General features: G+C 61.5%; 14 protein-coding genes and 1 pseudogene. 7 read left to right on the plus strand and 8 right to left on the minus strand.

All coding sequences use genetic code 11. The features are described 5' to 3' along the window. Window positions 1–233: 233 nt before the first annotated feature. Both istB and istA read right to left on the minus strand, forming a co-directional pair. The gene (istB, locus tag MFF61_RS23960; protein WP_238240084.1) at window positions 234–1,034 is read right to left on the minus strand and encodes an IS21-like element helper ATPase IstB; all 801 of its coding nucleotides are present in this window, start codon (window positions 1,032–1,034) and stop codon (window positions 234–236) included. Then, window positions 1,034–2,281 carry an IS21 family transposase gene (gene istA, locus MFF61_RS23965; protein WP_353960058.1) on the minus strand — a complete coding sequence of 416 codons (1,248 nt, stop codon included), beginning with the start codon at window positions 2,279–2,281 and terminating at the stop codon, window positions 1,034–1,036. Before istA ends, istB begins: the two co-directional genes overlap by 1 nt. A gap of 703 nt (window positions 2,282–2,984) precedes the next feature. On the opposite strand from istA, the pseudogene MFF61_RS23975 reads away from it, so the two are divergent. Next, window positions 2,985–3,275 (plus strand): annotated as a pseudogene (locus tag MFF61_RS23975) (helix-turn-helix domain-containing protein); the annotation flags it as partial. 551 nt (window positions 3,276–3,826) lie between these two features. Here the strand turns inward: MFF61_RS23975 and MFF61_RS23980 are convergent. The 4 genes from MFF61_RS23980 to MFF61_RS23995 form a co-directional block, all read right to left on the minus strand. After that, the gene (locus MFF61_RS23980; RefSeq protein WP_238240026.1) at window positions 3,827–4,243 is read right to left on the minus strand and encodes a hypothetical protein; all 417 of its coding nucleotides are present in this window, start codon (window positions 4,241–4,243) and stop codon (window positions 3,827–3,829) included. 221 nt (window positions 4,244–4,464) lie between these two features. Continuing rightward, entirely contained in the window at window positions 4,465–4,956 is a 492-nt protein-coding gene (locus MFF61_RS23985; RefSeq protein WP_238240027.1) for a hypothetical protein, read from the minus strand. Window positions 4,957–5,629: 673 nt separating this feature from the next. After that, window positions 5,630–6,034: a hypothetical protein gene (locus tag MFF61_RS23990; protein WP_238240028.1), complete on the minus strand. Its 405-nt coding sequence runs from the start codon at window positions 6,032–6,034 to the stop codon at window positions 5,630–5,632. 13 nt (window positions 6,035–6,047) lie between these two features. Further along, entirely contained in the window at window positions 6,048–6,467 is a 420-nt protein-coding gene (locus tag MFF61_RS23995) for a hypothetical protein (RefSeq protein ID WP_238240029.1), read from the minus strand. 1,070 nt (window positions 6,468–7,537) lie between these two features. On the opposite strand from MFF61_RS23995, the gene MFF61_RS24000 reads away from it, so the two are divergent. The 4 genes from MFF61_RS24000 to MFF61_RS24015 all read left to right on the plus strand — a co-directional run bounded on the left by MFF61_RS24000 (window position 7,538) and on the right by MFF61_RS24015 (window position 10,326). Next, complete coding sequence (locus MFF61_RS24000; RefSeq protein WP_238240031.1) at window positions 7,538–8,773, plus strand: hypothetical protein; 1,236 nt, start codon at window positions 7,538–7,540, stop codon at window positions 8,771–8,773. A gap of 67 nt (window positions 8,774–8,840) precedes the next feature. After that, the gene (locus MFF61_RS24005; RefSeq protein WP_238240033.1) at window positions 8,841–9,341 is read left to right on the plus strand and encodes a hypothetical protein; all 501 of its coding nucleotides are present in this window, start codon (window positions 8,841–8,843) and stop codon (window positions 9,339–9,341) included. Continuing rightward, window positions 9,341–9,835 carry a hypothetical protein gene (locus MFF61_RS24010; protein WP_238240035.1) on the plus strand — a complete coding sequence of 165 codons (495 nt, stop codon included), beginning with the start codon at window positions 9,341–9,343 and terminating at the stop codon, window positions 9,833–9,835. Before MFF61_RS24005 ends, MFF61_RS24010 begins: the two co-directional genes overlap by 1 nt. 152 nt (window positions 9,836–9,987) lie before the next feature. Beyond that, entirely contained in the window at window positions 9,988–10,326 is a 339-nt protein-coding gene (locus MFF61_RS24015; protein ID WP_238240038.1) for a hypothetical protein, read from the plus strand. A gap of 39 nt (window positions 10,327–10,365) precedes the next feature. On the opposite strand, the gene MFF61_RS24020 is transcribed toward MFF61_RS24015, so the two are convergent. Together MFF61_RS24020 and MFF61_RS24025 are read right to left on the minus strand one after the other, a co-directional pair. Further along, complete coding sequence (locus MFF61_RS24020) at window positions 10,366–10,911, minus strand: hypothetical protein (protein WP_238240039.1); 546 nt, start codon at window positions 10,909–10,911, stop codon at window positions 10,366–10,368. Window positions 10,912–11,052: 141 nt separating this feature from the next. Further along, window positions 11,053–11,487: a hypothetical protein gene (locus MFF61_RS24025; protein WP_238240041.1), complete on the minus strand. Its 435-nt coding sequence runs from the start codon at window positions 11,485–11,487 to the stop codon at window positions 11,053–11,055. Between the two features lie 327 nt (window positions 11,488–11,814). Here MFF61_RS24025 and MFF61_RS24030 point away from each other — a divergent pair, with 327 nt between their 5' ends. Together MFF61_RS24030 and MFF61_RS24035 are read left to right on the plus strand one after the other, a co-directional pair. Next, window positions 11,815–12,534 carry a DUF433 domain-containing protein gene (locus MFF61_RS24030; RefSeq protein ID WP_238240042.1) on the plus strand — a complete coding sequence of 240 codons (720 nt, stop codon included), beginning with the start codon at window positions 11,815–11,817 and terminating at the stop codon, window positions 12,532–12,534. Beyond that, the gene (locus MFF61_RS24035) at window positions 12,531–12,923 is read left to right on the plus strand and encodes a DUF5615 family PIN-like protein (protein ID WP_238240043.1); all 393 of its coding nucleotides are present in this window, start codon (window positions 12,531–12,533) and stop codon (window positions 12,921–12,923) included. The genes MFF61_RS24030 and MFF61_RS24035 overlap by 4 nt, the downstream gene beginning before the upstream one ends. Window position 12,924 lies beyond the last annotated feature (1 nt).

The following is a 12,924-nucleotide window of genomic DNA, read 5'->3' on the forward strand; positions in this document are numbered from 1 at the left end:
TCCGAGGACTAGCCGAGGGCTTGCGCCGCGATCGCACTGCGGTCGAGGCCGCACTCACGCTTCCGTGGTCGACCAGCCCGGTGGAGGGGCAGATCAGCCGGCTCAAGATGCTGAAGCGCGCGATGTACGGGCGCGCCAAACTCGACCTGCTGCGCGCTCGCGTGCTCGCCACCTGACTCGCCTGCACCAAAGGCGCGGAAGGACCCCCTTGGCGAACTGAAGAACTGACCCCCTCATTGTGCAGCGGTTGGTCTGGGTTCGAGCGCCGCTCCAGTCTTCTGCAGAAGGCCGGAGCGGCGCTTCTCGCGAAGCCGGTAGCTGTCGCCGCGGATAGTGATCACGCTCGAGTGGTGAAGCAGGCGGTCGAGGATCGCCGTGGCCACCACGGCATCCCCAAAAACGCTGCCCCATTCGCCCACGGAGCGGTTCGAGGTGATCAGGAGCGAGCCCCGCTCGTAACGGCGCGACACGAGCTGGAAGAACAGGTGCGCGGCATTGGCCTCGAACGGCAGGTAGCCGATCTCGTCGACGATCAGCAGCTTGGGGCGCGCCAGAAGGGTCAGCTGCTTGTCGAGCTGGCCGTCCTGATGAGCCTTGGCCAACATCGCCACCAGGGTCGCGGCCGTGACGAACTGAACGCTGTAGCTTTGCCGGATCGCCTCCCGTCCGAGCGCGACCGCCAAATGCGTCTTGCCCGTGCCGGGCGGCCCGAGAAGCAACACCATGTCGCCATGGGCGATCCAGCGGCATGTCGCAAGCTCGCGGATCTGGCCGGCGTCCAGCGACGGCTGCGCCTCGAAGTCGAAGCCGTCGAGGTCGCGCACGAAGGGGAACTGCGCGATCTTGCTCGCCATGGAGATCCGGCGCTCGTCCCGCCGCGCAATCTCCCGGGCCACCAAGAAGGCCAGGGCCTCGCGCAGGGTCATCTTGGAGCGCGCCGCTTCGTCCAGGAGCGTGTCGAGCTGGTCGCGGATCGCTGTCAGCTTCAGACGGTCGAGATGGGTGACGAGCATCTCGTGATCAACCGCCTTCATCACCAGCCGCCTCCCACCAGCGCTTCGTACTCGGCCAGGGGCCGCAGCAGCGTGGGCGGCGGCGAGGCCGGCAAGCGCACCGGGCCCGACGCGCCGACCACCCCCGCAAGATGCGCGCGATCGACGATCCGCTGGCGGCGCCCTGCACAGAGCGCGTGGTCGGCGACTACCTGGCCGGCATGGCGCACCACGACGCGGCCGCCCAACACGACGACCTGAACGCTTTCCCCGATCAGGCGCCATGGCACCGAGTAGCTGTTCGTATCCAGGTCGACCGCGCAGTCCGACTGCACCTTGCGCGTCAGATCCCTGAGCTGGCCGAAGGGAGCCCGACCGGCAAGGGAACGAAGGGCGCCGGCCTCCTCGGCAAACCGCACAGCCGGTGCCACACCCGTCGTTCCGTGCCTGCGTTGATCAGCGATCTCGCGCGTCCAGCGATCCAGATGCGCTTCGAACGCCGCCCAGCTCTCGAAGCGCCGGCCCGCGATCGCGTTCTTCTTGACGTAGCCGACCCCGCGCTCGTCCTTGCCCTTCGTGCGAGCCCGGCACGGCGCACAGGCCTTCGGCGCAAAGCCCCAGTACCGGGCAAAAGCATGCAGGCGCGCATTGAAGCGCACCTCGCGCGTCGTCGCGTCGTGATGCTCGACGAGCGCCTTCGGGTTGTCGAACAACACCTCCGCCGGCACGCCGCCGAAGCGCAGGAAGGCACCTTCCATGCCCTCGAACCAATCGGTCTGACGCTCGCGCAGCGAGGGACGGATATGAAGTCGGCGCGAGTAGCCCAGGGTCGCGACGAACACGTGCACGCGCACACGCTCGCCGGCGATCCACACGCGCGTGTCGCCGAAGTCGATCTGCAACTGGCGCCCTGGCGCCGTCTCAAACCGCGTCGTCGCCTGCTTCTGCGCCTTCAACTCCCGGCGCCAGCCTCGCACCCGCAGTTCCACCGAGCGCAGCCCGATGACGATACCGTGCTCGCTTTCCAGCTCTTGGCGGATCACGTCCGCGTTCCCGGCGTGCCGGAAGAACCGTTCCCGCAGCCACTCGTCCAGCCCGTCGAAGGCCGTACGCCGCTGCGGCTTGCGAAACGGCGCCGGCCCGCCTTCACGCAGGTAGCGCCGCACCGTGTTGCGCGCGCAGCCGAACTCCCGCGCAAGCCGCTTGGCGCCCCACCCGAGATCACGCAGCCGCAACATCGCGGCCACCTCCTCATCCTGCAGCATCGTCTCATCCTGCACCGTCACCATCGGTGCAGAGTTCCGCGAAACCTCGCCTGACATCGCAGCCTCCCTCGTCGGGAAGGGGTCAGTTCTCCGTTTCGTCAGGGGGTCAGTTTCTCAATTCGCCCGACAATAGCGGCCATCCTGCCGCGATCCGGATCGTTTTGGAGCCCCGGCGGGCATCTGCATTGTCTGCCCGAGTAGGCGAGGGGGGAAAGGTCTCGACTGGATCATTCCAGATGGCATTGTGGCGGGATCGACCATTGTGAGCTTGCGATCAGCACCCACCGGGTTATTACGATTCGCAGACTCGAGTGCCGCCATACCGCTACGTCAGAAGCAATGACGATGGTGCGATAGGACCAAGGTGCTGATTGAGGTCAGGATCCGCCTCCGAGAGCGTGCAGGCAGCGGAAGCGAGAGCGGCGCTCAGCCTCGTCGAGGTCCGGGGCAACGGGGCCTCAGTGGCCGGCCGGGGTCATCGGCCGAAGCTCCAGAGCGGCACACCGCTGGGCAGGTGCGGCTTGCGGTAGAAGGTTAGGCCGCGGTGACGGATGGTGTCGCTCGTAATTGAGAGGATGGGGCCGCTGATCACCAGAACCAGAGCACCGCAGTGGTCGACGCGGATCGTCCCGACCTTCGGGTGCACCCCCCAGCGCGGCGGCACGCACCATCCCAGACCTATGGGACGCCATACGGCGAAGCCTGAACCGCTTCGCGCGGACAAGGGGCGACACCGCCCGCGATTGCCGCGGCGCTCGGGGTCAGTGCCGAGACCGTGCGTCGCCGTATTCGCCGGTTCACCGCCGAAGGGCTGGTCGCCCTGGAGGACCACGCCCGCTCGGGGCGGCCGACAACGTACTCGACGGATGACGTGGCGGCCGTCCTCGCCACGGCGCTGACCCACCCGCGGCGTCTGGATCTGCCCTTCGCCTCGTGGACGCTGGACCGTCTGGCGGCTTATCTGCGCGAGCACACATCAGCCGAGCGCATCAGCATTCTGGCATTCGAAAGACGGTGAGATTCGAGTTTTTCTTCCGAGGCGTGCGAACCGACTCTCGCACGAGATCGCCGTCATGTGGGATTTATGAGCTTCTGCTGAAGCTTTTTAACCTTGTCTGTGCAAGTTTTTCTCGCATCCTGAATGTTATTCTGGACTTCGGTGCGGCGCTTTGCTTGGCGGCGGCTCTGCTCCGGAGTCAAGGGAGCGTTTGGCTTTATGGTTCCGGCTGGGGTGACAGCCTCTCTGGCAATGATCTCATAGTATCGCATTGAGATATTTATGCTGTCGCGCATCTACAAGGATGCACGTGAGCGGCCACCATCGAGGTGCTTTATCGCCGAGTTTGATGGATTCGGCAGGGCGAGAGTGAAATTCTGGTCGATGCCGGTGCCTATCTGCAGAACAGGGCAGACTCTGCTCCGTCATCTGCCCTGCTAAGGTGGGCTGCCCACGGCAGACCCAACGGTCACGTTTTCATCGAAGGTGAACGCGATTAGACTGGCGGCCCAACTCGTGGGATGCCCAGTTCAGCGGTTCATGGCTGCTGGAATCACCGCCATCCCGGCCAATCAACCCCAGGCACCCTTATCGGACGGGCTCTCAGCCAGATGATCGCAGCGCTCACGAAGCAGCGCATTTTGCGCCTCAAGATCGCAATTCAACTTCACAAGAGATGAAATTCTGGAACTAAGCTCTAGTATTTCGCTAAAGGCTTCAGCAAATAAACTGCACGCTTCAAGTTTCCGCTCCTCTGCATCATCAGCGCGTACACATTCCTCGATGATTTTCTCCTTGAGTCGCTCGTTCTGCGCCCTTAGATGCGCGGTCTCGGCACTCTCTTCGCCAAATCGAATATCGGTGTAGTATATATCGGCGGCTTTAAGAATGGCGGAGAAGCGCGATGCAGCCATCATGACCTCGTTCGGCGCAGATGCAGGATCGCAGGTCCGGCGGAGGAGCTTGATGGCGCGTTCAGTATCGAACATAGTATCACCTTGAATGCAAGGAGCCTCAAGCGTAGAGCAATTTGGGAAAGTTGAAATGATCTAGGAACGTGAATATCAACTGTGATCGTTGTCGAGTTCACGACGCGGGTGAGTCTTGCCCGCGTCATTGTTATTCGGTATCGGCTCTATTTGCCGCGATCGAACTTCGTCAGCTTGTTCTGGAAGCCTTCCGCCGATATCGTCATACGGCGGGACCGTCGTCACGCCAGCGAGGGCGCGGCCTGCCGCTCTCCGAAGCCCGGCTCGAAGGTAAAGATATCTACTTCGAGGAAGCGGCTCAGCTCGGGTTCGTCCTTGTAGCAAGTGTCGACGATCTCAACGCCTTCGCCGAACGGATCGAAGTCCCGAGACTCCTCAACCTCGCCGCAGGGGATGAACACCGCAGAGAGGTCGTTTCGCGGCATGATGCGCCCCTGACACTTGCGCACCCACTTGATGAACATGCGGACTGTGTGCGCATCATAGCCCCGCTCTGCGCCGATCCGCCTAGCCTTCGCAGTCGCCAGCACGTCGTGTGAGTATCTCCACGACAGGATCTGCTCGGGAACAGAGTGCGCGTCGTTGAGCTCACGCTTGACGTAAGCCGAGATGCGCTTTGCTGCGCTCTTGGGTGATGATGCTTGCACGCGCAGCGTATAGCGCATGTACCAGTTTTCGAAGATCATTTCGAAGGCGGCGTTCTTCGTGTTCATGGCAATAAAGTCCATCGTAAATAGGCAGAGAAGTATTCAAGTTGCGGCGCTTAAAACTAGCAGCGCGGTGGTTCGTACTGAAGTCGTACTGGCTAGTCAAGGTCTAAAAATTTGCACCTTCGAGGTGCTGGTCTTCGCAATCAGCACCGGGCGTCCGCGCGCATGAGGCGTGCGTGATCAGGGCGGCGGGCTGCCGCCGCCGAAATCGTCCTCACAAAGACGAGCACTTGTAGCGGAGGAAGCTAGGAACCCGACGAACTGACGCGGTGCACGGAGCCGGCCGAGTGCACGGCAGCCGTGATCAACGTGTGCTCGGGAGGAGCAACGGCAGCCGGCGATACGTGCGAGGGCGTGCCGCCGAGAGGCGGCTGGTAGCTGCTGAACATGACCATCATCCAATATCAGGACCGAATACCAAAAGCCGCCAGCGGATAATGCGTCCCGCTGCGGCGAGGCTCGTCTCGCATGGCAGCTCCAGACGTGTCAAGCGGCGCGGTTGCGCCATCGGGACCTCCGGGGTTGCTCCCCGGAGATCCTTGATGGGAGCCTGGTGCGGGTGGCGGGCGGCAGGCTCGGGTGGCCTAGGAGGCGCCTGGATCGCTGCTTCATCGACATGGCCTGCTGCGGTCAGGCAATGCCGGACGCCAGAGTAGGGTAGGGGGCCCTATCTCGGTCACGGGTTGCTGTCGAGCAAATCGATAAGTGACTCGGCGAGACAGTCCCACCGCTCATAGCGAGAGGTCTTGAGTTGCATGGCGCGCCGCCATTTTATTTCGGTTTGCGACTGCAGGATGTAACCATTGAGCGCGCGATCGAAGCTGCGATGCTGCAGTAGGTCTGGGCGATAGTACTCGACGATGTGCCTGAGTACGAATTTGTTTTGCGGCGTGTTCATGCTGAGTGGATCGTACTGCCCAACGTCGAGAAGTGGTTTGAACAATGCATCCAATTGCGCGACGGAATGCAGGTTCTTGAAAGTCTGTCCTCCATCGTCGGAGATCGTGACTTCACCAGTCGCATCATCTATACGAACGAACACGAAGCTCGATGCGAGGTCGGGCGGAAGATTGATGTTCATGTGATCGTCTCCCTCAGCGTCGATTGAGAACGAACGCGTCGGGTGCGTAGCTGTACATCCAGTGCGGGCCCGGATAGGCTTCGAGGTGCCGGAACGATTCGACTGTCACGCTGCGGCCAAGTTTAGCCTCAAGCAACGGCTTCAACTGGTCGAGTGGCCTGGCATCGTCTGCGACTTCATGAATGGCGTAGATCCAATCTCGCTCCAGCGTATCCACCACTGTGCCGATGTTACAGAGATCGGCATTCTGATAGGACTGCATCACTGCGGCGACGGCACCGTCGAGCGTAGATTCTTCATTGTGCGTGATCATCCGCGTGACGATTTTGATATCGATCGGGCGGGCCTCTTCCGGTGTTGGGTGTACGCGAGCAGTTGATTGTGCGGCCCCTTCACGGGGCCACTGCGGATCACACCAGTTGACATCGGGCATTTCATTCTCGTTACAAACATTCGTAACAATATGGTTCATCTTATTCACGATACTTGGAGTTAAAGTAGAGATCAAACAGCCAGTTTGATCTGGAGGCAGAGGGTTCGCAATTCTCCATGCGCCTTGCCAGCAAACGATGCGAAGATCGCGCAAACAGCTCAGACGCTTCAGCGCTGAACGAGCTGATAGGATGACCATACCCTCCCATCTGTGCCGAGGCTATATTTTTCTGACTTACCGGCATTGGTAGCCGGTATCGGGCGATGGGCCCTCGCCGATCCATTACGCATTTGCGTCCGCGGCCTGTCTCGGAGCGCCTGCGGCGCCGAATTGGTGAGATGCCGAATCGAGCAGTTGCAGAGGTGCGCAGGTCGGCAGCCAAGGTTGTGAGATCGAGAGCTCGACTTAGCGGCAGGTTGCCACGAGCCGTCGCGGCGAGGTCGATCGACCTCGCCAGGACGGGGACGGGGCTGGCGGGCGCGTAGCGCTGCAGCGCGACGTGACCGGCACGAGATGACGAGCGACATCGCAAATCCGGGTCTTGGACCTCGCTCGATGTACAGAGGCAGAGCCGAGGTGGAGAGGAGTGACGCCGTGGCAGCCTGCCCTCCGGGCTGGCAGCTCCGGCGGCCGACGCGCTACCGCTCGCCCAGAGCGGGCTCGCTCCACGCGCATCGGCATCGGATTTAATTCGACATCTCGATTCGAGTGCTGATACAAGGGAAATTACGTCCAGTACCTATTATATAGACAGGTCCCGGACGGAATTTCTGAACTCATATTCAAAGTTTATTTCAGTTATGCATTGCACAGTACTCACAGGTCCGCCAGGCTGCAGCAAGACGGCACGCCTTCTGGCGCGTGTCGTCGCGCAGCCGGGACGCCATCTCATTGCTGCGCCTCGCACGAGCCTGCTCGACGAGCTGGCCGCCCGCCTCCGTCAACTCGCGAAAGCGCAGGGTGTCACGACCTCAATCCGCGCCGTGCACTCTGGACAGTCGCAGCAAGGAGGTGTCCTGCGCCGCCTGGAGCGGACAATCCGAGGGTGCACGACGGCACAGCATGTCGTCGTGCTGGCCACGCACGAGGCGCTGGTTAGCCTCGATCCCGACCTGCTCGCAGATTGGCACATCAGCATCGACGAGCTCATCGACACCTCTGTGGCATGCGGCTCGTTCTCTGCCTCGACGTCTTGGAGCGCGCTTGCGCGCCAATACCGTCTCGAGCCGTCGGGAGACACCCGCTGGTGGCGGGTCATGACACGCGAAGATGTCGAGCCGCTCTCGCTGGGCGAGATCAATCGCGGCGCATCTGACCAGATCGCATTTCACCGCCTGATCCGCCGCGGTCGCCCGGTCTACGTGGATCAACCGGAATGGGAGCAGGCTCGCCTCGCAGGCCAGAGGGTCAGCTGGTGGTCGCTCTGGACCGTGGCCGAGCTGTTTGGGTGTGCCTCGATCACCCTGGCAAGTTCCTCGTTCTCATCTAGCCTAATGGGCATGGCTCACCAGCATCTGCACGGTGAGGCGATCCGATTCCGAGAAGAACGCGTCGGCATGGATCAGCTGCGAGCGCGGCCTTTAGTCCGGCTGCACTACTACACGCGTCACCGCGGCTCGACGACCTGGTGGCAGACACATGAGGGCAGCCGCTGCCTCGTCCAGATCTCGCGCCACCTCGAGCAGATCGCCTTCGCGGGCTACTGGTCATGCAACTCGACAACGCAGCTCGCTTTCCTGCACCGCCTTCGTGGTCGATGGTGTGAGCCTAAGCTGTCCGGTACCAATAGGCTACGTGATAACGCAGCGTGCGCTTATATATACAGCAGCAAGGCTCAGGCTTCCGACGCGCCTATTCTCGAGTTACTTGGCCTTGACCGTGCTGCGGTGACCCGAGCGCGCGAGCACGAGGATGTATTCCAATTTGTGATGCGCGGCGCCCTCCGCGACCCGTCGTATGACGGCGAGTATGACGTTTACCTGTACAGCGAGGATCAGGCGCTCGCGCTGCAGAGAAGTCTCATGGCAAGCGGCATCACCGATCGCGTGGAGACAATCGCGGTGGAAGAGGCCGGCATATTGAGCGTCGTTCGGCCTGAGGCGCGATCCCCCAGTACGAAGGCCTCGCGCGACGAGCGCACGGTGCAGGAGCGTCGGGCTGATGAGCGCGAAGCCGAGCGGCTCCGTGGCAAGGGTAGACGGGCCTCCGCGAAGGCGCTGCGAGTGGCGGCAGGAACAGCTCGCGGGCCAGGCCGGCCCAAGAAGGTGATTGCTGCTGCCTACGGTCCGGATGAGTGCCAGAGATAAAGAATATTGCACGGGCCCGCTCTCCCGTGTGACATTGCATTAACAACTAACCAGAAAGTTCCAGCCGATGGCTGACTACAACCAGACCACCATTGTTCAACCCGTCATTCCAATCAGTCTCATGACGCCCCTCGAAAGAGGGCTGCTCGAACAGATGTTTGAAGGGGAATGGGATGACGACAAGGATGAAGCTTACCTCTACTCTGTGAATGGCATTGAATCTGGGATTGACGTATCTGATCCTGAGTTCCTCGATGCTCTTCAGAATGATACCGCGCCGCTCGCTGCCAACGTACGCGCTGAGCACGAGGCTGCTGCCAAGCCTGACCATTTCTACCTGTATAATATTGAGCATACAGATGTCCTTCAAGCCATTGTCGCTCGCCATCCCGATAAACTTCCCCATATTAGCCTTGAGACAGCCTGCACCTGCACGCGGCTGTGCCCGCTCGGGTTTGGAGGATGGGCGGAGCTGATTACGGCTACGGCTGTACAGCGAGTAGACACTGGCGTCTGGTTGGCCGATCAAATCGCGGCCTTGCACAGACCAATGTCCGAAAATCCCTGATGATACCTGCAATCTTTGAAAAAATCTTGTCTCCGCTCCTGAAGATCTGGAGACGTTACCGTCGAGCTGCTTCTATGGATACATTGTTCCCAATCGCAACACCCTTTCCCATGGAGGCTGATGAACACGCAGAGGACCTGACCGAGTTCCGCGAATGGAATAATCGATTGCGGAGAAATTTGGCTCCCACGCTGGGTCAGGCGAGTAGACCTGGCTCAACGCGGCTTTACGAGGTGGTGTATTTCGACCATCAAGAGAGTTTGGACCTTTGTCTCTATGTGCGCGCACATAGTACACCCCAGGCGAAGCAGCTCGCGATCTCCTACTATTTCCCAGGCGACATGCTCAACGACCCTACGCATGCTCAAACGGCGGCAAGGATGAAGGCAGGTGGTTCGGTCACAGCGATCAAGATCTACGATTCGGATGAGTTGGTGGAGATTGGGCCGATCCCGTGGCGAGAGGTATGGCGCCAGATGGCCGGGCGGCTCTGAGTGTGAGTGGCCGTCAGCGGCAACGTTAGTATATTGTTGGTTGCTGATCCGACTGCTCTCGAATCTTGCAGGCTCAGAATATGAGTTTTGCCAATTTTTGTTGCTTAAGTTGATTAGGTAGAGCGATGAGCGCAAAGTGTATTGAGATTGAAATGAATTATGAACACATAATCCGACTTCGCGAGTCTCGCATCGATGCCGTAGCCCGTGTACTCGCAGACCAGCTGAATGGGATTCGGGATCTGCTTCTGATCAGTAGTCAGGATGCGGATGCGTTCGAAGAAGTCAAGGCGAATATTGATTTCGAGGAAATCGCAATCGTTGCATTGCTGGAGCCGTACGAAGCTGTGCTCCGGGAGCTTGGCCTGAATGCTTGCGACTATAACTGTGAGTCTGGAGATGATGATCACCTGGAGGTGACCTTCTCGTTCGATACCGCTGAACAGGTCGCCGCGTTCGAGAAGGCAGTTCGGGCGGCTAATCTCCCCTGAGCCGATGGCGGCCGGAGGTCTTCCGCCTCCGGCAGCGTCTTACCAGCAGGCGCGAGGCAGCCGCCGCTTCCAGCGCTCGCCCGCCTTGAGTTTCGGATCGGACTTGCTGCGTGCCTTCACGGCACGCAGCTTGGACGTCGGTGCGTGGGCTTGCGCTGCCGCCGACGCTGCTGCCGGGGTTCGAGGTTGGGGCGCTGGAGTTGGAGGCCAGGAGAACGCCCACTTCTCACCCGCCTCACGCTTCGGTTTCGCCTTCATCCGCTCCGAAGCGCGGCGCACCCGCGGGAGGCGCGGCTCGCGCTCGGGCGCCGGCTCAGGCTCGACAGCGATCGGCTCGACCACGAGCAGGCTTGGCAGGACGCGTCGTGCCTCGACCTTCTCGACCGGCTGTTTGGTAGGGGAGGGGAGGGCGGTGTCCACCGGCTCCTCGGCAAGCCGAGACAGCTCCTGGGTCAGGTAGGTGCCTGCCCAGAGAACCGACGGTGGCGGAGAAGACGACTTCGTGGCCTCCTGAAGGTTCGAGCCGGATCGGCCACGTCCTTTGACCTCGACGGTAAACGACCGCCGCACGCGATTGCGTGTCATCGTTGTCCTGGCTGGTTGGATAGCTGCGTCAGCTCGCACCAATTTGCGGCTGCATACAAGGTAGGCATGGCGCTGTGGCCTGTCCAGATCTGCTGGGTGGTTTTCAGTGCCGTGTTCGAGGCAGGAGTGTCGCGACGCACCTCAGTTCGCGGTGTACGGCCCGCGGAACAGGTCGCCCATCGCCTTTCGTCGGAACAGCGTGAACCAGCGTCGCCGCTGGTGCTCGGTTCGATCGTGGAGCATGTGGCAGCGTTGGCAGAGCGCCGCGAGGTTTTCGTTGGCATTGTTGCTCGGATCGTGGTCGCGATGGGCGGTCGCCAGCACTACTCGGGTCGTGCGCACCCCTCCGAGGAGATCCGCCTTCCTCAGGCGCCCACGAAGGCGCCGTCCCTGGCCATCACGCCAGCAGCCGCTCTCGGCGTCCCACCAGCGACCGTCGCCGAGGTGGAAGACCCGCTGCAGGTGCGGGCGGTTGCATGCCTCGCAGCGCCCTTGTGCCCGGTGAAAGCGGATCACGTCGGAGAGCTGCGGCCAGTCAATTGGGTAGAAGTAGCGATGCTCCCGCCGGATCGGCATCCGTGCTCCACGATCTGACCAGCGCGATAGGGCAGGAGAGTAGCCGAATGAATGGTTAAGCCATACTTGCCTTCGGCTGCTCCGGGACCGAGTTCGAGATCAGTGCGGCGGGGGAGGACCTGAGCCGGAGACCCTGCTGTAGACCCGCGGCTGTCGTGCCGCTCCCGGGATATGGTCGCGCCATCAGAAGACCGCTCGCCTCCGAACCCTGGGCGCACCGATGAGCCGGCACATCCGCGCGACCGGCAGCACGCGAGCCAGCTCATCCGAATGTCACATGCCATGGCGGCTCGCGTAGCGATACGCTACATCCAAACGGATACGGCCATGTTGCAGCACCGCGCTACTTCGCACGCCCCGGAGGCACCCTCGCTCGGGATCGGCTACTACACCGTCCCGGAAGCCGCGCGTCTTCTGCGCATGGTACCTCGCAACATCAATCGCTGGCTCGGAGGGTACTCTTTCACGTCCGGCACGAAGCGCGGAGAAATGCCGCCTCTCTGGAAGCCGGAGCTGCCAGCTACAGAGGACGACCGCTTGGAACTCGGGTTCCGGGATCTTATCGAGCTGCGGTTCGTGAACGCCTTCGTCAATGCGGGGCTCGACCTGCGAGTGATCCGGAGCTGCCTGGAGCACGCGCGCGAGTACGTGCAGGACGACCGGCCATTCTCGACTCGGCGTTTCAAAACCGATGGTCGGACTATCTTCCTCGAGAGCCTTAGAACGTCAGCAGAAAGTGAGCTCCTCGACCTGAAGCGGGGGCAATACGTCATCAAGGCAGTTGTGGAGCAGGGGTTCAGGGATCTCGATATCGATGACGAGGTTGTTACCCGCTGGCGCCCATTCCACGGCAAGAGCTCGATCATCATCGACCCGCAGCGCTCCTTCGGGCAGCCCATCGCTGCCGCGTACGGGGTTCCGACGATCGCTCTGGCTGACGCTGTCAAGGCAGAGGGCTCGATCGACCGGGTCGCCCTGATCTACGAGGTCTCGCCCGCTGCTGTGCGCGACGCAGTTCGGTTCGAAGCGTCCCTGCAGGCGGCGTGAAGGTCGTCGTCGACGAGAACCTTGCTCCGAGGCTCGCCCGGGCCCTGAACGAGCTATTCAAGGGCACCCACGAGGTCGTGCACATCCGGGATCTGTTCGGCCCAGCCGTGACGGATCTGGAGTGGATCCCAGAGTTGAGCAGGCAGGGACACTGGATCGTCATCTCCGGAGACCGCGGCATCAGGAAGAAGAAGGCGGAGTACAACGCCTTTCGCGCCTCCCGGCTGATCGGGTTTTTCCTCTCGGCGGGATTGATGAAGGCGCCGCTTGTCAAACAGGCTGAGCGCATACTCGCGTTGTGGGAGAGCATTGAAGCCTTCGCCGAACGCAGCCAGTCCGGTTCGATGTTCGAGTTGCCTATGACGAGCACCCGGATCGGCACGCTATAAA

Source organism: Methylobacterium isbiliense (assembly GCF_022179325.1).
Classification (GTDB): domain Bacteria; phylum Pseudomonadota; class Alphaproteobacteria; order Rhizobiales; family Beijerinckiaceae; genus Methylobacterium; species Methylobacterium isbiliense.